Source organism: Kribbella sp. NBC_01510 (assembly GCF_045040325.1).
In the GTDB taxonomy this organism is placed as follows: Bacteria; Actinomycetota; Actinomycetes; order Propionibacteriales; family Kribbellaceae; genus Kribbella.
On record NZ_CP109418.1, the window covers coordinates 6,143,017 to 6,165,234 of the forward strand.

Genomic DNA, 22,218 nt, shown 5'->3' on the forward strand with positions numbered 1-22,218 from the left:
CCTCAGGGCATTGGGTGGGGAGGTGGTCATGTCAGAACGTGCCAAGCGCGTCCTGCCGTGGTTGTGGCCTGTCCTGCTCACCCTGCTGATCACTGCTCCGCTACTCGCTCCAGGCTTCGTGGTCGGCTACGACATGGTGTTCGTGCCGGACCTCACGGTACGGCTTGACCTCTTCGGTGTCACAACGGCCATGCCGCGCGCGGTCCCGTCGGATGTCGTCGTGGCCCTGCTCGACGTGGTCGGCGGCGTACTGGTCAACAAGCTCGTCCTCGTGGCCATCCCATTACTCTCCGGCCTCGGCATGGCCGCTCTGTGGCGAGAGGTCCGGCTGGGTGGCGCGCTGCCGGGCGCTGCGGCCGCCACGCTCTACCTGTGGAACCCGTTCGTCGCCGAGCGGCTGCGGCTCGGTGCGTGGGCCCTCCTCCTCGGGTACGCCGCCCTGCCGTGGCTGGTGCGGTCGGCGCTACGACTACGCCGGGGACACGGGTGGCCCGGATTCGTGCTGGCGTCGGCCGGGTGTGCGCTGACGGCATCGGGTGGAGTCACCGGACTGCTGATGGCGGGGCTGATCCTGCTTTGGCCGCCACGGGCTCCGAAGATCTGGCCGCTGGGCGCAGCACTGCTCGTCAATGCACCGTGGCTGGTGGCGGGTCTCGTCCATGGCGGAGGTGCAACCAGCGACCCAGCCTCGGTGACTGCATTCGCGGCACGTGACGAGGGCTATGGGGGAGTGCTGCCCACACTCCTCACGCTCGGTGGCGTGTGGAACGCAAACGTTGTCCCCGGCAATCGAGGCGACCTACTGCCGACCATCTTTGCAGTCGCGATGCTGGTCCTGTCGGTGGCCGGCGTAGTGCTGTGGTGGCGACAAGAACGCGTAGTCGGCGCACTGGTGACGGCAGCCGTGGTCGCTCTGCTCATCGGGCTGGCCGGCGTGGTCGCACCGGGTGCGTTCGCCCAGGTCGTTGCGCACGTGCCAGGAGCCGGCCTGTTCCGCGACGGGCAGCGCTATCTGCCACCACTGATCCTGCTCGAGTCCGTCGGCTTCGGTGTTGCGGTGACAGCTGTACTCCGCCACGTCCGCATGCAGCGTGTCGTGGGAGTCACTGCGGTGCTGCTGCCGATCGCTGCTCTGCCTGCGTTGGCCGGGGGAGCCGGCCTGAGGGTCTCGGAGTATCCGTCGGACTGGCAGCAGGCACAGCACGCGGTCGCCGGCCGCTTCATTCCTTGGCCCTACGAGTCCTATCGGGCACCGGTGTGGAACAGCCGCCGTCCGGTGCTCGACCCGATGCCCCGCTACTTCGCGCAGCCTTCGATCGCGCCCGACGAACTGATCGTCGGCGGGCACCGCCTGGCCGGCGAGGATGCACAGGCGGCCGACGTGGCAACCGCGATCCGGGCCGGCGTGCGGGACGGGTCGGATCCGACTGACGTTCTGCTGCAGCACGGTGTGGGCTGGATCGTGGTCGATCGCGAGGCGGGCGGTCCGATCCCGACAACGCTGTTGCACGGGCTCAAGGAGGAGTTCTCCGGTCCGACCGTGACCGTCTACCGGCTCGCGGGAACGCCCGTGCCGCAACACCACGCGCCCTGGCGGATCGTCGTCGTACTGGCTGCCTGGGCGGCTGCCGCGGCGACCTTGATCGCCGCTCTGGTTTCTCTGGCGAGGCGTTGTTACTCTTCGGTTCACTTGACCGGGAGGGGACACGTTCCATGGGATCACTGATCGGTGCGGCCATCGCCGTACTCGCCGGACTGGCAGTCGCTACCACGACGGTTGTCGGGGTGGTTCAGTCGGTGAAGGACGACCCGGCGCCGCCGCCCGGCCAGACGCAGGGGCAGGCGGACGACCCGATCGTCGGCTACGGGGTGAAGTAGGCGTCAGCAGTCGGTCGAAGGCCAGTGCGGCCGCACACCAAGTGAACTTGCCCGCACTGGCCGACGCCCCTTCCGACAACCGCTGCCGCAGTGCGTCGTCCTGCAGCAGCGCGGTGATCGCGCCGGCGAAGTGCTGCGGGCTGTCCACCAGCACACCCGACGTTTCGTCGTGGACGGACTCTGTCGGGCCGCCCGCACTGCGGTAGGCCACCGTCGGTACGCCGTGACCCGCGGCCTCACCGACGACCAGACCCCAACCCTCTTTGAGGCTTGGCAGTGCGAGCACCCAGGCCTCGTCGTACGCCGCGTGCTTGTCGTCCTCACTCACATGGCCGCGGAACTCGACCGCGTCCCGCAGACCACGCTCGTCGACGTACGCACGGAGCGAGTCCTCCCACCAACCTGAGCCGACAACGATCAGCCGTGCATCGGGAAGGACCTTGCGTGCTTCGGCGATCGCGTCGACCGCGTGCTCGAGTTGCTTGTGCGGAACGATCCGTCCGACGCAAACGACCGTTGGCACTGTCGATTGCGGGCGCTGGCGTGGCGGCGCCGGATCGGTGCCGTTGTGGATCACCGTGATGTCGCTGACGCCGAGTCCGGTGAGCTCGTCGCGGGAGGCCGACGACACGGTCACGTAAGGGCAGTCGTCGTACAACCGTGGTGCTACCCGCGATTCGAGCCACCAGCCGAGCCGGCCGCGCCAGCCCGGGTACACGACCTGCCACTGCTCCTGGTGCACGTGATGGACGAGTACGACGACACTGCGACGTACGAGACGGGTAAAGAATGGGAGTCCGTTCTGCACGTCGACAACGCGGTCCGGTTGGTGCAGCAAGGTGTGCACGAGACCGCGTAGGTACACCGTGACCTTGGAGCCTCGATACACGTACCGGACGTCGTGGCGACGGGCTTCGCGGGGGCTCCCCGGGTACGCCGCGCACAGCACGGTCACCGACCAGCCCAGTGCTGCAAGGCCTCTCGCCACCTCCTCCACATAGCGCTCCGAACCTCCACCTTCCGGGTTCGTCGTGTCCCGCCAATTCAGCAACAGCACGCTCTGCGCACGCACCTGGTCAGCCCCACCCCTCCGGTCACCTCCCCCGAGGTAATGGGCGGGGACGTTACCAAGGAGTAACGATGTCCGCCAGACCTCGCGAGATCCGTTAATGTCCCGCCTGTGCAACTGATGACGAACGCGACGGAAAGCCCGGAGTGGACGGCCGATCTCGGCCGTGCGGTCCGGCTGTTCCGGGCGTTCGGAGTCGAGCAGTCGGACCCGGATCGCTTCTACGAAACACTTGCTGCAGATTCGGTCGGGCAGGTCCGGCAGTACGCCGAGCTGCCCGGCGCACTGCTGCTCGACGTCGGTGGCGGGCCCGGGTACTTCGCCGACGCGTTCCGCCGGGCTGGAGCGACGTACTACGCGATCGACTCCGACCTCGGCGAGCTGAGCGGGCGCGGCGAGCCCACACCGGGCACTGTGCTCGGCAGCGGTATGGCACTGCCGGTTGCTGACGCCGCAGTCGACATCTGCTTCTCGTCCAACGTGCTCGAGCACGTGCCCGACCCATGGCTGATGGCTGACGAGTTGGTCCGAGTCACTCGGCCCGGTGGGACGGTCTTCCTGTCCTACACCGGCTGGTGGGGACCGCACGGCGGCCACGAGACCGCGCCGTGGCATTACCTCGGCGGACACCGCGCTGCCAGTCGCTACGAGCGCCGACAGGGGCATCCGCCGAAGAACCGGTTCGGTGCGTCGCTGTTCCCGATCACAGTGGCCGCGGGACTGCGGTGGGCTCGCTCCTGCCAGGCAGCGGACCTCGTTGCGGCGGTGCCGAGATATCACCCCCGCTGGGCGTACGGCGTACTCGCGGTGCCCGGTGTGCGGGAGGTCGTGACCTGGAATCTCGTCCTGGTCCTCCGGCGCCGATGAGGAGACTCAAGGCGGGCAGTTCGGAGCAGGCGGTCTGGCGAGCGAGGCTCGTGCTGGGCTGTCTGGTCCTGATCGCCCTGTGCTTCCATCAGGCACCCGGCAAGATCGTGCCCGACACCAAGCTCGACCTGACCGCCGGACCCGGCGGCTTCCTCGTTCGGGCACTGCACCTGTGGGATCCACAGGGTGCCTTCGGTCAGCTGCAGAACCAGGCCTACGGCTACCTGCTGCCGATAGGCCCGTTCCACTGGCTCCTCGACTCGCTGTCGGTGCCGGACTGGATCACCCAACGCCTGTGGTGGTCCTTGGTCCTGTGCGTCGCGTTCCTCGGTGTCTGGAAGCTGTGCAACGCCCTGCAGTACGGCGTGCCGTGGACGCGCTTTACCGTGGCGCTGCTCTACGCACTGAGCCCTCGCATGCTCGGCGAGCTGTCGATCACCTCGATCGAGGTGTGGCCGATCGCGATGGCTCCGTGGGTGTTGCTGCCACTCGTCACCCCGCGCGCCCGCTCGGGCTGGTGGCGGGTCGGCTGGTCGGCCGTGGCGTTCGCACTGGTCGGGGGAGTCAACGCCGTCGCGACCGGTGCCACGCTCGTACTGCCGGCGATCTGGCTGATGACGCGGCGGCTGGACCGGTCGACGCTGAAGGTGGCGGTCGGCTGGCTCGGCTGTGTGGTGGCGGTGTCGATCTGGTGGCTCGTGCCGCTGATGCTGCTCGGCCGGTACAGCCCGCCGTTCCTCGACTGGATCGAGAACGCCCGGGTGACGACCGGCATGGCGAGTGTGTTCGAGTCTTTCCGCGGTACGTCGCAGTGGCTCAACTTCCTGTCCGGCGGTGGTGGACCGAGCTGGCCGGCCGGCTGGCTGTACGTCACGCAGCCGATGCTGATCCTCACCACCGCAGCCATCGCCCTGCTAGGCCTTGCGGGCCTCGCGATGGGCTCGCTGAAGAACCGCGGGTTCCTGCAGCTCTCCCTCGTGGCAGGACTCCTGCTGGTGACGCTCGGCCACGCCGGTGCGGCCGGCTCACCCTGGGCGCCGCAGTTGCAGGAGCTGCTCGACGGACCGCTCGCAGCGCTTCGCAACACGCACAAGTTCGAGCTGGTCGTCCGATTGCCACTCACCCTCGCCGCAGCGCATTCCCTGAGCCGCCTCGCCGAGTGGGCGGTATCGCATCGCATCCACCGTCGCGTCGTACCGGTGCTGGTGGCCTGTCTGGTCGTGTCGGTCGCAACGCCGGCCATCTTCGGTCAGCTGCCCAGGAGCGAGGGGTACGACGCTATCCCGGCGCACTGGCGGGAAGCCGCGTCCTGGCTCGACAACCAGTCCGCGCCGGGCAGCGTCCTCGTGGTGCCGGCCGCATCCTTCGCGGACTTCACCTGGGGCTCGACGAAGGACGAGCCGTTCCAGGCCTTGCTGAAGCGACCCATGGCTGTGCGAGACGCCGTACCACTGGGGTCTGCCGGGACGACGCGATGGCTCGACGAGGTGGAGCGCCGGCTGGGGTCCGGCGTCGGCGACCAGACACTGCGGCAAGCCCTCGCGCGTGCGGGCGTCAGGTACGTCGTGGTGCGCAACGACCTCAGGTACGACGCGCAGGTGACGCCGACCCTGGCCGTGCACGAGAGCCTGGCCGAGTCGGGCATCAAGCGGGTCGCGTCCTTCGGCCCGCCCACCGGCAGCACCATCGAGCAGCCCGGCGTGACGCTCGACGGCCACATGCGGCTGCCGTACCCGAGCGTGGAGATCTACGACGTCGGTGACACGAGTGCGGGCCGGCTGGTCCCGGAGTCGCGACTGGTGGAAGTCCGCGGCGCGGCTGAGGACGTACCGGCGGTGTTGACGGCACTCGGCGGTGACCGTGACGCGGTGACCAGCTCCGACGCCGCCGGGCGACTCGACGGACTCCCGCTGATCCCGACCGACGGCATGCAACGTCGTGAGGTGTCGGTCGGCCGTCCGGCCGAGAACTACTCGCCCGTGCTCACCGCGGCCGAGGGGAGCCGGCAACACCGCCGCACCCTCGGGTACGACGACGGCACCGCAACTCCGAGTACGACCAGGACGTGGGGTGGCGGCATTGCCGACGTACGGGCGTCCTCGTCGGCATCGGATGCGGACGCCACATTGCGGACCGGGCCGGGCAATGGGCCGTTCGCCGCAGTAGACGGCGATCCGTCCAGTCGCTGGATCTCGGGGACGTTCGGCCGGAGCAGTGGGGAATGGCTGGAGCTGACCTTCGACTCGCCGCGCACGGTCGACGGGCTGAAGGTCCAGTTCTCGCTGGCGCCACCCACGACCGAGCCGGTCCGGACGTTGCAGGTGGACACGGACGCCGGATCGCTGACGTCAGTGGTCTCGGGGTCGGGCGATGCGCAGAGCATCCCAACCCCACCGGGTCAGACGAAGCGGTTGCGGCTGAGTGTCGGTGTGACCGACGGCAAGAACCCGCGTGGTGTGTCGATCGCGGAGGTGACCCTGCCGGGCATGCAGGCGGTCAGTCGGCTCAGCGTGCCGGCCACTGACCGGCAGCCGAGCGCACTGGTGTTCAGGAACGAGCAGATCGGGCGGTCTGCCTGCCTTCACGTGGACACCCGGCCACTGTGCCGGCAGAGCGTGGCGAAGGACTCCGAGGAGCCGACCGGCCTCTTGCGCAGTGTCGAGCTGCCGCAGGCGGCGTCGTACCAGTTGCACGGGACCGCACTGCCGAAGGACGGCGCGACTCTCGAAGGCATGCTCGTGGTGCCCGGTGCCATCACCGCGTCTGCATCGTCCCGAGCCGTGACGGCCCCAGAGGGGCGACCGGGCGCTGCCGTCGATCGCGATCTCGGGACCGGCTGGGTAGCGGACCCGAGCGACCCGGCTCCGAGCCTGACCCTGAGGTTGCCTGCGGCAAGGGAGCTGAGTGGGCTGCAGTTCCTGACCGATCCGTACCTGACGGCCTCTCAGCCGACCGAGGTGCTGCTGCGGTTCGACGGTGGTGCGCCGACCCGGAGCACAGTGGACTCCGAGGGCTACGTTCGGTTCGCCGAGCGGAAGGCGCGGACGGTCGAAGTGGACTTCGCCGAGACCAGACCGATGGTGGACTTCGACTCGGCTACCGGGTTGGCACAGACCGCGCCGGTAGGCGTCGCCGAGGTGCGAGTGCTCGGCGCCGACGATCTGCGCAAGGCACTCGACCTGAACAGCCAGACCGGGGCGTACTGCGGCTATGGGCCGGGGGTGCGCGTTGACGGCGTACCGGCGGACACACAGCTCAAGGCGACGGTGCGGGACCTGCTGCAGCGACGCCCGGTCGCGTTCAGCACATGTGGAAAGGACTCCGCGGTTCCGCTGCAGGCAGGACGCCATGCCGTGGATGTCCTGGCCGGTGGAGGCTTCGTGCCTATCGAGACCACGCTGACCAAGGCAGGATTCAGCGACGTGTCCGTCACGCCGGTGCAGGACGTGGACGTCTGGCGGCCGAACCCTGCCGAACTGACCGCCGAGGTGCCGGCGGCGGACGAGCAGTCCGTGCTGACCGTCGCCCAGAACTACAACGACGGCTGGGAGGCGTACGACGGCACTGGTCACAAGCTGACGCCGATCCGCATCGGCGGCTGGCAGCAGGGCTGGGTGCTGCCGGCCGGGCCCGAGCAGGTGGTGACAGCTCGCTTCATGCCGGATCGCACGTACCGCGGCGGTCTGCTGGTCGGACTACTCGCACTGCTGTCGGTGATCGCCATGGCCGTGTTCTTCCGGCGTCGGTCAAGGCATTCGGGGCATCGCCTGCGCGAAGGCCGCAATGTCGGGCCATGGGTCGCTTTGGCCCTCGGTGCGGTCGCGGGCACGGTGATGTCCGGGTGGATCGGCCTGGCTGCCGTTGCGGTTGCTGCCGTCTGTTCGTGGTTCCTGCCGAAGCGGGTGGTGCTTGTCGTGGTCGCGGCTGTGGTGACGCTGGGGACTCTGGTGGCGGCCGTTCAGCCCTGGCCGAACGGAGATGCCGGAGTGACCTCGGCAGTCGTCCAGTCGTCGATCTTGTTCGGATGTGCGCTGGCCCTGTTGTCCACGTTCACCGGTGAGACGTCGTACGACTTGTCTCGCCTGCCAAGGCGCATGATGGGCCGCTCCATCCCGTAGTAGCTCGCTGCGGCGACGGCGGCCGAGATGACGAGTGTTGGGAAGAAGAGCAGGGCGAACTTGCCGCTGAACAGGTTGTAGCCGCTGATCCGCTCGACCAGACTCAGCACAATCAGGTGGTACGCGAAGACGCCGTACGAGATGTCTCCGGCGATGTGACCGACTCTCCCGCCGAGGACGCCGGCGATGCGGGTGGTCGGGGTCAGTGCCGGAAAGAGAACGCACGCTGCGATGCCCGTGTAGAGGATGGCCTTCACGAATGCCTGGCCTGGTGTGGACGCGGACAGGTTGTACGGACCGGCGACCGGGCTCGCAGCGATGAGCAGCAGCGCTGCACCGACACCCCAGACCGTCCCTGGGACCTTGGTGAGCGTGTCGAGCGCGGACGGCCCCAGCCGGCCGCTGCTGCGAGCCACCTGCCACAGGGCGAACCCCATCCCGACGGCGAACCAGCCGACGTACCCGGGTAGCCAGAGGCCCGCCTGCGGGTGACCGGTCGCGTTCACAGCGGCCATCCAGACCGGTCCGAGAACGATCAGCACACCGAGTACGACGAGTCGCCAGCGCACGCTGCGTCGAGTGGGACGCTCGTACCCGGTCAGCAGTTTCGCCAGCCCTGGCAGGAGAAGGTAGAACGCCACCTCGGTCGCCAGACTCCACAGCTGCGTGAGTCCGTCCGCGGCCGGCCCGTCGAAGTAGACCTGCGTCAGTGTGGCGTGCTGGAGGTACGTCGCCCAGGTCACGCCGTCCTTGTGCGGTACGAGGACGACGGCTAGCACTACCGCCAGCCAGAGCGCCGGCAGGATCCGCAGTGCGCGGTTGCGCAGGTAGGGCAGTGTGAGCGGCGGCAGCGTCCCCTCGAACCACGCCACCGCGTGCGGCCGGTAGAGCAGGAACCCGGAGATCGCGAAGAAGATCGCCACCCCGATGTCCAACCGGGCAAGGATCCCGGCGAACGGCCCGTTCAGCGAGGTCCCGGTGTGAAACCCGACATGGGTGGTCAGCACGGCAAGCGCACCGACAGCCCGCAACCCGTCCAACGCCGGGAATCTGGTCCGTGTCATTGGCTTGGTCGCAGCGAAACCCCGTCCTCGAGGGTGGGGTGGAACCGCGACTGCCTCCCTTCGGAGATCGGGGACTGTCGGTCCCGGCTGATTGGGTAGGTGGCGTGTCCCGGTTCCGGATGTACCCGACTCCCGCGCAGCAAGCCGCGTTGCTGGAGCAGTGCAAGCATGCCCGGTACGTGTGGAATCTGGCGCTGGAGCAGTGGTCGATGTGGACTCGCGACCAAGGCCCGACGCCGGGGTACGTCGAGCAGGCCCGCCAACTCACTGAGGCACGAGCCGCCTTCGTCTGGCCGCGGGCCGGGTCGCAGACGGTCCAGCAGCAGGCGCTGCGAGACTTCGACCAAGCCGCCAAGAACTACTACGCTGCGACCCACGGGCGGCCGACCTGGCGCAAGGTCGGGCTGCACGAAGGATTCCGGATCGTCGGCCCGCAAGCATCCCGGTTTGTGAAGCTGAGCCGCAAGTGGGCCGCGGTGAACGTGCCGAAGGTCGGCTGGGTCCGGTTCCGGCTGTCCCGTGCCGTCCCCGACGCGAAGTCGTACCGCATCACCCGTGACCGGGCCGGTCGCTGGCACCTCGCATTCGCCGTCATCCCGGAGCCAATCCGCTCGCCGGGCACGGGCGAGATCGTCGGCGTCGACCGTGGCGTCACCGTGTCGGCGGCCCTGTCGACGGGTGAGCTGCTGTCGTGTCCGGGCCTGTCGGACCGTGAGCAGGTGCGACTGAAGCACCTGCAACGCCGCCTCGCCCGGTGCCATCGCGGTTCCAGTCGTCGTCAGCGGGTGAAGGCTGCGATTGCGAAGCTGTATGCCGGCTGGGGCGCCTTGGTACGTCGTCTGGAGCACAAGGCCAAGGGACGGGTCGAGAAAGTGAATCCTGCGTACACGTCGCAGACCTGTAGCGTCTGTGGGCATTGCGCACCGGAGAACCGCGAGAGTCAAGCGGTGTTCCGGTGTGTCGCCTGCGGGTATCAGGCGAACGCGGACGTGAACGCCGCAGTGAACATCGCGGCCGGACGGGCCGTCAGCGCACGCCGAGAGGCGCCCGAAAGGGTCTCGTCGACGCGTGAACCTCAACTCGCTACCTCCGGATAGTGGTTGGAATCCCCGCCCTACAGCGCGGGAGGACGTCAACTGGGAATTCCGATCTCGAGGTTCTCGACGCACAGGTTGGTCGCGGGATCGGAGGAGCGTAGCCGCAGTTGCGTGGCGGTGATCCGGGGCGACGGGCCGAAGTACAGGTTCCCGGCTCCAGCGGGCCAGTCGGCCGCAGGGAGCGCCGCGACGTTGCCGTCGGCGTCCAGCAGTTCGATCGCCACGGTGTTCTCGCGGTTGGAGAAGTACGCCGCCTTGACGAACCACGCCGCGGTCGCGACTCCGGGCTGGGTGGGCACCAGCGGTACGGTCACCGGATCGGTGCCACGCACCAGCAGGTTGCAGAAGGAGTTGGCCTGCGACGTCGGTGCACCGCGTGACCAGACCGCGAGCTGCGACTGGCGGAGGTGCCCGGTGTCGTCGACCAGCAGTGGCTCACTGGTCGGTGCCTGCAACTGGAACGGGATCCTGGCCATCCTCAGCACAGGCGACAGCCGGATGTCTGCCATCAGCGCAGTGGCGATCGAGGGCGGCATCGGGGTGTCCCAGAGATTCACGTTCGGTCCGGCCCGATCCAGCTCCGCGGTGACGGTCGCGAAGTACGCCTTTGCCGGGTTGTTCCCCCACTCCCGGGCGAATCCGGCGTCCGACACGACCACGCCGACGACCAGACAGGCGACGGGTACGACAGCCAGCCGCAGCTGGACCGTCCGAAGCGACAGCACCACAGCCAATGCGAGTGGGATCGAGACATCGGACCAGTAGTGGTAGTGCACGGTGAAGATCGAGCCGAACCCACGGAAGCGTCCGTAGGACACGAGGAGCACGGTCACCAGAACGTAGACGGCGACCGAGGCCCACAGCAGCAGCGCACGCCGGCCCCGCCGCCACGCGGTCGCGAGCAGCACAATGGCGACCAGCCCACCGAGCGCGAACGCCGCGACGGGAGGCGTGGCGACGCTCATCGACTGCCCGGTGCCGGCCCAGGTCCAAGGGCCGCCGACCAGTGCGGACAGCGGCACGCCGAAGCCGCGCGCCGTGAGCTCGAGCAGCTTGCCGGCGCCGGGCAGCCGGCCGCTCGACGGACTGCCGTGCGTCAGGTAGAGGATGCCGAAGGCAATGATCGGCACGGTGAGAGCGGCGGCGTACCGCCACCAGCCGCGGAGCCAGTCGCGGAGCGGGTCGGTGCGCAGATAGAGTGCCAGGGCAACGGCCGTGACCAGGATCAGGGCGGACTTCTCCCAGCAGGCCACTGAGATCAGCAGCGACAATGGGCCGTAGGCAACGGCCCGCCGGCGATGGCCGTCGTGCCAGTCGATGGTTGCGTGCAGCAACAACAGGCCGAAGACGTGCGCGGACAGGTTGTTCACACCACTCGACAGCGACATGAACGACGGCATGCTGAGTGGGGTGATCGCGTAGAAGATCGTGCCGATGACCACCCACCAGTTCGAGCCCAGGATGCGCTGGAGGAGCAGACCCATCAGGGTGATCGCGAGCGCCTGCATCAGCACCCGCCAGCCGATGGTGAAGCCATGGTTCAGTGGAGCGACCTCGGCGAAGATCGCGTAGACGAGGCGCAGCCCGGGCGCGATGTGGTCGTTCACCGGTGTCAGCAGCTCGGCGGGCGCGAAGCCGCGACCGCCCTGGACGAGGAAGTCGAGGTCGTCGCTCAGCCACGAACCCCGGCGGGCGAGCAGACCGAGGACCGTCGACTGCAGCACCGCGATCGCCACCACGACACCGCGGAGCACCGATGTCTGTGGTGGCGCCGGCAGTGTCCGGTTCCCCCTCATGCGGCGCGACTATATGACAGTTCGAAATTCCCACCCGCATCGTCTGTTCAAGCTGGCTACCCGCTGGTAGCGTCCCGCGGACAGACCGGGAGGGGATGCAGTGGGGACACGCAGTCGTGCGGTGTTGATCGGGCTCGGGGTGTTCTTCGTCGGCGTTGCGGCGCTGGCCAGGTTCTATGCGTATCCAACGCTGGCGGTCGCGCCTGCGGGCCAGATCGCACATACGGTGTCGGCCGGTCCGGACGCCACCATCTTCAGCGTCGCGGACCTGAAGGAGAAGAAGGGCGTCGAGCTGGAAGCCCGGCGGACGGTCCGCGGTGACGTGGTTGCGGCCGACAAGATCAGCAAGGCACTGAATCGCAAGGTGGTCGTGTTCGACACGGCCGTGGTGACGGACGACTCCAAGAACTACAAGTTCCCCGACGACGCGTCGCTCACCGGTCTGATGCCGCTGAGCTTCGTCCAGGAACGCGTCGTCCTGGACGCGCGCACCGGTGAGGCGGTGCGCTGGAACCCGTCGGGTGGCGACGACAGCGGCGAGTACATCTCGACCACGCTGGAGAAGGCGGACCGGCTCAAGCCCGACCCGAAGAGCCCGCTGTTCAAGGGACACGAGGGTCTGGTGCTGAAGTTCCCGTTCGGCACCGAGAAGAAGACGTACTCCTTCTGGGACACCACGCTGCGCAAGGCGTTCCCGATCCAGTACAAGAAGGAGACCAAGCTGGACGGGCTCAAGGTCTACGTCTTCGAGCAGGAGATCCCGAAGCAGGAGGTGCCGCTGGCCAAGCCGCTGCTCGTGCCGGGCAGTCTGGTCGACGACTTCAGCAAGGACTCGGTCGCAGTCCAGCGGACGTACAAGAACACCCGGACCTTGTGGATCGAGCCGATCACCGGAGCGATCATCAAGGGCGAGGAGAAGCAGCTCGCCACCATCGCGTACGACGGTGAGGACAAGCTGACCGCGACACAAGTCACCATCGCGTACGACGACGCGACGGTGAAGAAGAATGTGAAGGGCGCGACCGAGAACGGGGTCGACGAGGGCGGCTACCAGTCGAAGGCGGCACAGCTGCACCTGATCGGCTTCTGGGTGCCGTTGCTGTCGCTCATCCTCGGACTGCTGTTGCTGGGGGCCGTCGGCTTCCTGCAGACGCGTCGCCGGACCGAGGCGGACTGACCTACTGCTTGTGCGCGGACCAGATCGCGGTGCCTGGGACCAGGCGGCCGCGGTCTGGTCCCCAGCCGCCCCAGACCAGGTCGTGCCCGGCCGGCCACTCGGGCTCGAGCAGCTCACCGACGACGAACCCGGCGTCGGTGAGTTCGCGGATCCAGTCGCCGCTCGTCCGGTGGTGTTCGGCGTACACCGGCGTACCCGCGGCGTCGACCTCCACGTACGGCGTCCGGTCGAAGTACGAATGGGTGATCCGCAGGCCGGCGGGCGTCGGGTCGTCCGGCATGGTCCAGCGGAACGGATGGGTCACCGAGAACACGAGCAGGCCGCCCGGCTTCAGCGTCCGGGCGATGTCGCGTAACGCGGTCCCGGCGTCGGCGACGAACGGTAGCGCGCCGAACGCCGAGCAGACGATGTCGAAGGTGGCGTCGCGGTACGGGATCGCGGTCGCGTCGGCCGCGACAGTCCGGACGACGGTGCCGGTGCGGGCGTCGAGCTCTCGCGCGATCCGGAGTTGCTCCACCGAGATGTCGAACGCAACGACGTCCGCGCCCTGCTTGACCAGCCACCGCGAGCACTGCGCGGCGCCGCAGCCGACCTCGAGGATGCGCCGGCCCCGAACCGGGCCGAGCAGTTGGGCGTGCTCCTCGTCGACCCCCTCGGGACACCAGATGAAGCGGTCGTCGCCGAGGAAGTCGCCGTGTTCGGCGAGATACTCGCCGGCCGCCGAGTTCCAGTAGGCCCGGCTGGCCCGGGAGGTCTCCGCCTCGGTCAACTCCACCCGCACCGGCCCGGTCACGGAGGAAACTCTAGTGTTCGGCTGTATGAGCGACTTCGCGGCCAGTGCGGTCCCCCTGACGGGCGGGTACGGCGGTCAGACGTATGCGGTCAGCGCCGGCGGCGAGGACGCCGTACTGAAGTTGTATGTGAAGGACCCTGGGCGGGCTGCTGTGGACGCGGCGCTCCTCCAGCTCGTCCGCGGGCTGTTGCCTGTTCCGCGAGTACTGGACACCAAGCGCGAGGGATCCTCCGAGGACCCGCCCTATCTGCTGACCGAGCGGCTGCCGGGGGTGAACCTGCAGCTCTATCTGGAGACGGCGGGGGAGGACGAGCGCCGGACGGTCGGGGAGCAGCTGGGTGAGCTGCTGGTGCGGCTGAGTGGGATGCCGTTCCTCACCTTCGGGATGTTTCGTGACGGCGAGCTGGCGATCGAGCCGTTCGGGATGGGCGACCTGGAGCGGTACGTCGCGGGCCTCGACCTGGGGCTGAGCCCGGAGCAGTCCGAGCGGTTCGCCGGCGTGATCGCCGAGGCTGAGGACGTGCTGGCCGACGGGGTGGACCGGGTCTGCCTGGTGCACAGCGATTTCAATCCGAAGAACCTGCTGGTGGACCCGGCGACCGCGCGGATCACCGGCCTGATCGACTGGGAGTTCGCCCACGCGGGGTCGCCGTACACGGATCTGGGAAACCTTTTCCGGTTCTGCGTGGACCCGGTGCTGGCCGGGGCGGTGCTGAGCGTGCTGCGGGGGAGCGGGCCGGCGCTCGGCGAGCCGCTGGTGGACCTGGGCCGGGCGGCCGATCTGTGGGCGCTGCTGGACCTCGCCGCGCGGTCGACCGAGCACGAGGTCGCGGCCGCCGCGCACGACCTGGTGGCTCGAATGGCGGACACGAGTACCCTCTCCGGAGGACGACCCGCCCTGGACGTCGTACATTGAGATGGATGGCACGTCGGGAGACCTCGGCGGGCGGCCGGTAGGCACCGGGTGCCCCAGGTTGTGCTGCCTTCGTCAAGACCGGTATTCTGTCAGGTGCGCTATGGGCCCGCGCGACCTCGGACGGAGCAGGCTCGTGCTCGCAGCAGTCGGTGGTGAATCTGTGCTCTCTTCAGGCAATCCAGCGGTTTGATGCGATCCAACGGTTCATGACGCGACCGCACAACACCACCAGTCCACGGAGCAACCCACCACATGACGGCCAGCATCGAGGCACCTCTCGACCCCGCAGTACGCAGCACCCCGCAGGTAGCGGTCAATGACATCGGGTCGGAGGAAGACTTCCTCGCGGCGATCGATCAGACCATCAAGTACTTCAACGACGGCGACATCGTCGAGGGCACCATCGTCAAGGTCGACCGGGACGAGGTCCTGCTCGACATCGGTTACAAGACCGAAGGCGTCATCCCCTCCCGCGAGCTGTCGATCAAGCACGACGTCGACCCGAACGAGGTCGTCAACGTCGGCGATCACGTCGAGGCCCTGGTTCTCCAGAAGGAGGACAAGGAAGGCCGTCTGATCCTCTCGAAGAAGCGCGCCCAGTACGAGAAGGCCTGGGGCACGATCGAGAAGATCAAGGAAGAGGACGGCGTCGTCACCGGAACCGTCATCGAGGTCGTCAAGGGTGGTCTCATCCTGGACATCGGCCTGCGCGGCTTCCTGCCGGCCTCCCTGGTCGAGATGCGCCGGGTCCGCGACCTCCAGCCGTACGTCGGCCAGGAGATCGAGGCCAAGATCATCGAGCTGGACAAGAACCGCAACAACGTGGTCCTGTCCCGCCGGGCGTGGCTGGAGCAGACGCAGTCCGAGGTGCGGATGAACTTCCTCACCCAGCTCCAGAAGGGCCAGATCCGCAAGGGCGTCGTGTCCTCGATCGTCAACTTCGGTGCGTTCGTGGACCTCGGCGGCGTCGACGGTCTGGTGCACGTGTCCGAGCTGTCCTGGAAGCACATCGACCACCCGACCGAGGTGGTCGAGGTCGGCCAGGAGGTCACCGTCGAGGTGCTGGACGTCGACATGGACCGCGAGCGTGTCTCGCTGTCGCTGAAGGCGACCCAGGAAGACCCGTGGCAGCAGTTCGCCCGGACCCACCAGATGGGCCAGATCGTGCCCGGCAAGGTCACCAAGCTGGTTCCGTTCGGTGCGTTCGTCCGCGTGGAGGAGGGCATCGAGGGTCTGGTGCACATCTCCGAGCTGGCCGAGCGGCACGTCGAGATCCCGGAGCAGGTCGTCCAGGTGAACGACGACACGATGGTCAAGATCATCGACATCGACCTCGAGCGTCGCCGGATCTCGCTGTCCCTGAAGCAGGCCAACGAGGGTCTCGACCCGGTCTCGGACGACTTCGACCCGACGCTGTACGGCATGACCGCGACGTACGACGACCAGGGCAACTACGTCTACCCCGAGGGCTTCGACCCGGAGACCGGCGAGTGGCTCGAGGGCTTCGACAAGCAGCGTGAGGAGTGGGAGCGGCAGTACGCCGAGGCCCACGCGCGCTGGGAGGCCCACAAGAAGCAGATCGAGGACGCCAAGACGGCGGACGTCGAGGCCGGCGAGGCGTCGACGTACTCCTCCGCCGCGGCTCCGAAGGACGACGCTCCCGTCGAGGGCGCACTCGCTTCCGACGAGGCGCTGCAGGCCCTCCGCGAGAAGCTGACCGGCCAGGGCTGATCCTGACCGGCAAGTAAGGCCCGAGACCCCCGCATCCCCGTACTGGATGCGGGGGTCTCGCCTGTCCGCGGGTGGGTCAGTCGTAGGGGAGGCGGGGCCTCTTCCGCTTGCCGAAGTCGATGCCCCAGCGTCCGCGGCCCTCGCCCTTCAACTGGCTCCTCAGTTCGATCACCTGCGCCCGGGCCGGGCTCGCGGAGAAGAAACCGACCTTGTACGGCTCGTTCGGCGCGCCTGCCTCCCACGCCGGCACCTGCACCTCGCCGTACCGGACCATTCGGACCGGTAGGTCCTCGCCGGCCCGGATGCGGGCCGCGTCCTGCGCACAGGCCGGCACTCGGCGGGTCGGTCCGCTGGCCGGCGTCCAGACGACATCTGTGCTCGACGGTCCGTGCTGTGGGTTGAAGAAGCACGGCGTACGCCGCTCCGGCAGGGGAGCGCCCGTGACCCGGGCCCGGGCGCACGCCAGCGCGTACCGGCCGGCGGTGAGGGTGTCGACCACGGTGCTGACCGACTCGGCCGACGTCAGCTTGTCGACCATCCGCCGCGCGGACTCGTAGGCATCGAGCGCAGTCTGGTAGTCCTGCCGCGTCTCGGCGTCGAGTTCGCCGGCCCGGACCTCGCCGAAGCGCGCGAGCTCCTCACCGAACTGGATCACGTCCTCTTCGGCCATCGATCGAACCTGCCGCAGATCGAGTGCGGCCGTCCGTCGAAACCACCCCAATCGAAACCACCCCATAAGCCATGTTAGGCAGGGTGTGACTAAGGTGCTGGCGTGCTGAGAGTGGGACTGACTGGTGGGATCGGGTCCGGGAAGAGCGCTGTGTCGTCGCGGCTGGCCGCTCGTGGGGCGGTGGTGATCGACTCCGACGTACTCGCGCGCGAGGCGGTCGCCAAGGGGACCGATGGGCTCGCCGAGGTGGTGGAGGCGTTCGGGAACGACGTACTGACCGCCGCGGGCGAGCTGGATCGGCCGGCGCTCGGGCGGATCGTGTTCGGTGACGAGTCGGCGCGGCGGCGGCTCGAGGCGATCGTCCATCCGCGGGTTCGCGCCCGGGCCGCCGAGATCGAGGCGCAGTCGCCGGTCGCCGCGATCGTCGTGCACGACATCCCGTTGCTGGTCGAGACCGGTCAGGTGGATCGGTTCGACCTCGTCCTCGTGGTCGACGCGCCGGTCGACGTACAGCTCGAACGGCTGACCGCACAGCGTGGAATGACTGACGAGGAAGCGAAGCGACGGGTCGCCAGCCAGGCGTCGCGCGCGGACCGGCTCGCGGCGGCGGACCTGGTGGTCGAGAACTCCGGCACGCTCACCGACCTGGATCGCCGGATCGACGAGGTGTGGGCCACCCTCGAACAGCGCGCAGGCCACGGTCCGGACACGAAAAGGTGACCCTCGCGCGGTAAATGATGATCCCGGGACCAGCTGTACGAGAATCTGTCCCGGTTCGGCCCGGGGTGATCGGGCCGTGACCACCGACGGCGCGGCCCGCGCCGGTCCGGAATGATGTCCGAGGTTGGGAGGATGGCGTGGTTTGTCCGCGCTGCAACTCTGACGTCCCCGAGGTGTCGCACTTCTGCCATCACTGTGGCAGCGACGTGCGCTCCGGGGACGCGGAGCGGAAGAAGGCGTACGCCGCCAGGCCCGATGAGCCGGTCGCGTCGTTCAAGCTGGTGTCCACGATCATGCCGCAGGGCTCGGGTAAACAGCCCTACACGTACAAGGTCGCGCTGGGCATCGCCCTGCTGCTGACCGTCGTGACGGCCGCGCTCGGCGCGTTGCCGGTGGCGATCATGATCGCGGCGTTCGCCATTCCGATCGTCTACATCCTCTACCTGTACGACGTGAACCTCTGGGAGGACGAGCCGATCCCGGTCGTCGCGGCGGCGTTCGTGCTGACCGGCGTCCTGGCCGCGGTGTTCACCTGGCTCTGGTCGGACAAGCTCGCGCTCTCCCTGGACACGATCGGCGGCAACCACGCCGGCCCGTCCGGGCGCGACCTGCTGATCCTCCTCCTGCTGGTGCCGGTGGTGTCGGAGCTGATCCGCCAGATCGGCCCGCTCTACCTGGCCTCCCGGCCGCGGTACGACGACCTGATGGACGGCTTCACGTTCGGCGTGGTGGCCGGTGTCGGTTACGCGTGCTTCGAGACGCTGGTGCTGCACTGGGGCTGGATCAGCGGCGGCTTCGCCGGTCCGGGCAGCAGTGCCGGGACATGGATCTCGATCGTGGTGCTGCACGGCTTCATCAAGCCGCTGATCTACGGATCGGCGACCGGCCTCGCGGGTGCGGAGTTCTCCGGCCTGGGCGAGGGATACGACGGCTTCACGCCGCGCTGGGTGTTCGCGGTGCTGCAGGCGATCGCGGTCAACGCGCTGTTCCAGGGCGGTGTCTACCTGCTCGGCTTCGTCGGCGGCCACGGCTCGACCATCGGCGCGATCCTCGGTGTGGTCTGGGGTCTGTTGCTGCTCGGCGCGCTGATCATCCGGGTGCGGACCGTGCTGCACAAGGGTCTGCTCGAGGCGGCCCTGGAGTCCGCTGCCCGCGGTGGCTCCAACCACGCGTCGGGCGACCTGGCCTTCTGCTCGCGTTGTGAGATGCCGCTGCTCCCGCACTCCGACTTCTGCTCCGCGTGCGGCAACTCGGTTCGCTCCGTGCCGAAGTCCGCCCGCGGCCTGGCGGCCATGGCAGGTGCGAGTGGCTACGAAGCGACGACTGGGGAGACGCAGGCATGAGCAACCAGCAACCGCCCTACGGGCCGGGCGGTCAGCAGCCGTACGGCGGCCAGCCGGGGCAGCAAGGTCAGCCGGGCCAGCCGGGTTACGGCCAGCAACCGGGCCGGCCGCAGGGTCAGCCGGGCTATGGTCAACCGCAGGGCCAACCGCAAGGGCAGCCGGGGTACGGGCAGCAGCCGCCGCAGGCTCAGCCTGGGTACGGGCGCCCGCCGCAGGCACCCCCGGGATACGGCCAGCAGCCGGGCCAACCGCAGTACCAAGGTCAGCCGGGTCAGCAGACCTTCCCCGGTCAGCAGCCGCCGTACCCGAGCCAGCAGCAATACCCCGGCCAGCAGCAGTACGCGCAGCAGAAGGGCTACCAGGGTCAGCAGCAGCAGTACGGCGGCGGCCGGCAGCAGTGGGGTCAGTACGGCGGCCGGTCCCCGCGCGGCAAGGGCGGTAACAAGATCCTGTTCATCGCCGGCGGCGCGTTCGCCGTCGTCGCGGTGATCGGTGTCGTCCTCGCCCTCATCTTCAGCGGTGGCGACGACAAGAAGGCCGAGCCGGACCCGCAGCCGACGACCAGCCAGAGCACCCAGCCGACCGTCAACGTCGACGAGGGCATCGAGGTCGCCGAGGGCGTCTTCGTGAAGCCCCAGCCCGGTTACATCCGCAAGAGCCTGGACAAGTTCACCGGCGTCTACCTGCTCAAGCAGGGCGAGGCCTACTTCATGGTGAACGCTTGGAAGGCGGAGGCCGACGAGAACACCGCGACCGTGCTCCCGCAGCTGCTGACCGCCGAGACCAAGGACCTGTCCTCGGTCAAGACGGGCCAGCCGAAGGAGAGCAAGCCGGGTCCTGACGACAAGACCGACGTCAAGGTCGTCACCACCCAGAGCTTCGACGCGGTCTCCAGCTCCCAGAACGGCAGCTTGCCGGTGGTCGGGTTCGTCGGTGTGATCGAGCGCAACGACGGCGTGATCACGATCATCCGGGTGTACGGGCGCAAGGACAAGGTGTCCACGATCCAGCCGGACTCGACGGCGATGCTGCAGTCGGTCGTCAAGAGCCAGTGAGCGGAAAGCGCGACAAGGGTTCCGGAACGGGCAACCCCTGGGTCAACCAGCCCGGTCCGGACGTGGACGACGCGGCAGAGCCGACTGAACCGGCTCTGCCGCCGTCACCGTGGAACCTGGAGGTGCCACCGCCGCCGTCGCCGTGGGGTGACCCGGACACCGCCGGGCCGGGACCCGGACCGGCGACGGAGACGAGTTCGGCGTGGGGTGACAAGGTCGGGCCGCCGTCGCTGCGACGGCCGCCGCCGGAGAAGAAGGGGCCACGGTTCCCGCCGCTGCTGATCCCGATCGGCGCCGGCCTGATCGTGGTCGTGCTGGTCGCGGTCGCGCTGGTCCTGCTGTCCGGTGGCGACGACAAGGCCGCGGACCCCACTCCGAGCCAGTCCCCGGCGCCGACCGCGAGTACGCCGACGACGTCGTACCAGCCGCCGGCCAACGCGATCGCGGTCGGCTTCGGCGTCTCCGTCCTACCGGTGGAGGGCTGGAGCCTGCTGGAGAAGGAGACCCGCGGCAAGGAGCTGGTCACCTATGCACCGAACGGCGATCCGCGGGCGTTCTTCTGGGTCCGGCAGAAGGAGAACGTGACCGCGCAGGCGTACGTGCTCGGCATCGTCGAGGGCGAGACCGAGAACGAGATCGCCCAGCTGGGCAACGTGCGGAACCTGCCGTGCCCGAAGGACGTCTTGGAGGAGTGCGTCGCGATCAGCTACACCTCCACCGCGAAGGACAAGACCGGCGCGGACGTGAGGGTCCAGGGCTACGTCGAGGCGTACCGGCGCAAGGACAAGGTGGTCACCGCGCTGGACTTCCGGACCCGGGTCGACTTCGCCCCGAAGGCCGAGGCCGACGCCGCGACGATGAAGAAGTCCGTGCTCGACAGCCTGTGATGACGAAACCAGAGACACACCGCGAGGATCAGCTATGAGTCAGCAGTACGGGCCGCCCCCGGGACCGCCGCCCGCCCCCGCTCCTGGCGGCTGGGGACCCGGACCAGGTGCTCCGGGTCCTGGTGGCTGGGGTCCGGGGCCGAGCCGGCCGCAGGATCGGCCGCGCAAGTCGAGCCGGAACCAGTGGATCATCATGGGCTGCGCCGTCCTCGCCGTCGTACTCGTCGCGGTCGGCGTGGTCCTGCTGGTGACCGGCGGTGGCAAGGACGCGGGCCCGGTCTCCCAGCAGACCCCGGATCCCGTCGGCACGCTGTACACGCCGTCGCCCACGCCCACACCCAACGACTCCAAGGGTCCGAACGACACCGGCGTCGAGGTCGGCTGGGGCGTCTGGTTCACCCCGGCCAAGGGCTGGCTGCCGGACTGGGACAAGTCCAAGGGCGGGAAGAACTACATCCTGCAGCAGTTCAACGCGCGCGGCCTGATCGACGGGTACTACTGGGTCCGGCAGACCGAGTTGTACGACGCGAAGGGGTTCGCCGAGCACCTGGTCGACATCGAGTCGAACGGCATGCAGGGCGTCCGGATCGGTAAGGGCGTGGCGTGCAAGCCGGCCACCCCGGCGGTCAAGGCCTGCTACGCGCTGTCGTACACCGGGGTGTGGGTGGCCAAGAACGGCAAGAAGATCGCGATGCAGGGCTTCGTCACCGCCTACCAGGACCAGTTCGACCGCGTCACCGCCACCGACGCAGCCCTCGAGACCCGCGTCTACAAGCGGCGCGTCAACGAGCTGATGTACATGAACAATTCGGTGGTAAAGAGCTTCTGACCTGCTCTCCTGCTCGATGTGGGTGGTCGTCGGCGGGGTGTGCTGGTCGGGATAGCGGGCGATGTCCGGGATGGGCAGCGTGGAGGGTGTGTCGAGGCTGGGCCGGGCGGTTGTGGCGGGCTTGTTCCCCGCGGATCGGTCCACGTCTGGTGGGCTGGGACAGGTCGTGGTGGGCTGCGACAGGTTGTTTCGGCTCTTGTGTCGTTTC

General features: G+C 68.5%; 16 protein-coding genes and 2 pseudogenes. 13 read left to right on the plus strand and 5 right to left on the minus strand.

Annotation, left to right across the window (positions count from 1 at the left end; all coding sequences use genetic code 11):
* The first annotated feature begins 28 nt into the window (after positions 1-28).
* Both OG558_RS30505 and OG558_RS30510 read left to right on the plus strand, forming a co-directional pair.
* Positions 29-1,726 (plus strand): hypothetical protein, encoded by a 1,698-nt coding sequence (locus OG558_RS30505; RefSeq protein ID WP_405066056.1) that lies wholly within the window; start codon positions 29-31, stop codon positions 1,724-1,726.
* Positions 1,714-1,803 (plus strand): annotated as a pseudogene (locus OG558_RS30510) (DUF2613 domain-containing protein); the annotation flags it as partial. The gene OG558_RS30505 and the pseudogene OG558_RS30510, both read left to right, overlap by 13 nt.
* Here OG558_RS30510 and OG558_RS30515 read toward each other — a convergent pair.
* Positions 1,766-2,950 carry a glycosyltransferase family 4 protein gene (locus OG558_RS30515; RefSeq protein ID WP_405066057.1) on the minus strand — a complete coding sequence of 395 codons (1,185 nt, stop codon included), beginning with the start codon at positions 2,948-2,950 and terminating at the stop codon, positions 1,766-1,768. The pseudogene OG558_RS30510 and the gene OG558_RS30515 overlap by 38 nt on opposite strands.
* A 117-nt stretch (positions 2,951-3,067) precedes the next feature.
* Here OG558_RS30515 and OG558_RS30520 point away from each other — a divergent pair, with 117 nt between their 5' ends.
* Positions 3,068-3,814 (plus strand): class I SAM-dependent methyltransferase, encoded by a 747-nt coding sequence (locus OG558_RS30520; protein WP_405072236.1) that lies wholly within the window; start codon positions 3,068-3,070, stop codon positions 3,812-3,814.
* Positions 3,811-5,820 (plus strand): annotated as a pseudogene (locus OG558_RS30525) (DUF3367 domain-containing protein); the annotation flags it as partial. The gene OG558_RS30520 and the pseudogene OG558_RS30525, both read left to right, overlap by 4 nt.
* 1,952 nt (positions 5,821-7,772) lie before the next feature.
* On the opposite strand, the gene OG558_RS30530 reads toward OG558_RS30525, so the two are convergent.
* Positions 7,773-8,996, minus strand: coding sequence for an acyltransferase family protein (locus OG558_RS30530; protein WP_405066058.1), 1,224 nt, complete (start codon positions 8,994-8,996; stop codon positions 7,773-7,775).
* A gap of 104 nt (positions 8,997-9,100) precedes the next feature.
* On the opposite strand from OG558_RS30530, the gene OG558_RS30535 reads away from it, so the two are divergent.
* Positions 9,101-10,093, plus strand: a complete 993-nt coding sequence (locus OG558_RS30535) for an RNA-guided endonuclease InsQ/TnpB family protein (RefSeq protein WP_405066059.1) — start codon at positions 9,101-9,103, stop codon at positions 10,091-10,093.
* 35 nt (positions 10,094-10,128) lie between these two features.
* On the opposite strand, the gene OG558_RS30540 is transcribed toward OG558_RS30535, so the two are convergent.
* Positions 10,129-11,889: a hypothetical protein gene (locus OG558_RS30540; RefSeq protein ID WP_405066060.1), complete on the minus strand. Its 1,761-nt coding sequence runs from the start codon at positions 11,887-11,889 to the stop codon at positions 10,129-10,131.
* A 100-nt stretch (positions 11,890-11,989) separates the two neighbouring features.
* Between OG558_RS30540 and OG558_RS30545 the strand changes: the two genes are divergently transcribed.
* The gene (locus OG558_RS30545) at positions 11,990-13,066 is read left to right on the plus strand and encodes a DUF3068 domain-containing protein (protein WP_329476060.1); all 1,077 of its coding nucleotides are present in this window, start codon (positions 11,990-11,992) and stop codon (positions 13,064-13,066) included.
* Between the two features lies 1 nt (position 13,067).
* Here OG558_RS30545 and OG558_RS30550 read toward each other — a convergent pair whose 3' ends face one another.
* The gene (locus tag OG558_RS30550) at positions 13,068-13,859 is read right to left on the minus strand and encodes a class I SAM-dependent methyltransferase (RefSeq protein WP_405066061.1); all 792 of its coding nucleotides are present in this window, start codon (positions 13,857-13,859) and stop codon (positions 13,068-13,070) included.
* Positions 13,860-13,884: 25 nt separating this feature from the next.
* Here OG558_RS30550 and OG558_RS30555 point away from each other — a divergent pair, with 25 nt between their 5' ends.
* Together OG558_RS30555 and rpsA are read left to right on the plus strand one after the other, a co-directional pair.
* Positions 13,885-14,775: a phosphotransferase family protein gene (locus tag OG558_RS30555; RefSeq protein WP_405066062.1), complete on the plus strand. Its 891-nt coding sequence runs from the start codon at positions 13,885-13,887 to the stop codon at positions 14,773-14,775.
* Between the two features lie 252 nt (positions 14,776-15,027).
* Complete coding sequence (gene rpsA, locus OG558_RS30560) at positions 15,028-16,506, plus strand: 30S ribosomal protein S1 (RefSeq protein WP_405066063.1); 1,479 nt, start codon at positions 15,028-15,030, stop codon at positions 16,504-16,506.
* 76 nt (positions 16,507-16,582) lie between these two features.
* Here rpsA and OG558_RS30565 read toward each other — a convergent pair whose 3' ends face one another.
* Positions 16,583-17,176 (minus strand): hypothetical protein, encoded by a 594-nt coding sequence (locus OG558_RS30565; RefSeq protein WP_405066064.1) that lies wholly within the window; start codon positions 17,174-17,176, stop codon positions 16,583-16,585.
* Between the two features lie 102 nt (positions 17,177-17,278).
* Here OG558_RS30565 and coaE point away from each other — a divergent pair, with 102 nt between their 5' ends.
* The 5 genes from coaE (at position 17,279) to OG558_RS30590 (ending at position 22,010) form a co-directional block, all read left to right on the plus strand.
* Positions 17,279-17,896, plus strand: a complete 618-nt coding sequence (gene coaE / locus OG558_RS30570) for a dephospho-CoA kinase (protein WP_405066065.1) — start codon at positions 17,279-17,281, stop codon at positions 17,894-17,896.
* Between the two features lie 137 nt (positions 17,897-18,033).
* Positions 18,034-19,239 carry a zinc ribbon domain-containing protein gene (locus OG558_RS30575; protein ID WP_329476066.1) on the plus strand — a complete coding sequence of 402 codons (1,206 nt, stop codon included), beginning with the start codon at positions 18,034-18,036 and terminating at the stop codon, positions 19,237-19,239.
* Complete coding sequence (locus OG558_RS30580) at positions 19,236-20,294, plus strand: hypothetical protein (protein ID WP_405066066.1); 1,059 nt, start codon at positions 19,236-19,238, stop codon at positions 20,292-20,294. Before OG558_RS30575 ends, OG558_RS30580 begins: the two co-directional genes overlap by 4 nt.
* On the plus strand, positions 20,291-21,181 hold the full coding sequence (locus tag OG558_RS30585; protein ID WP_405066067.1) for a hypothetical protein: 891 nt from the start codon (positions 20,291-20,293) through the stop codon (positions 21,179-21,181). The genes OG558_RS30580 and OG558_RS30585 overlap by 4 nt, the downstream gene beginning before the upstream one ends.
* Positions 21,182-21,215: 34 nt before the next feature.
* Positions 21,216-22,010: a hypothetical protein gene (locus tag OG558_RS30590; RefSeq protein WP_405066068.1), complete on the plus strand. Its 795-nt coding sequence runs from the start codon at positions 21,216-21,218 to the stop codon at positions 22,008-22,010.
* Positions 22,011-22,218: the final 208 nt, after the last annotated feature.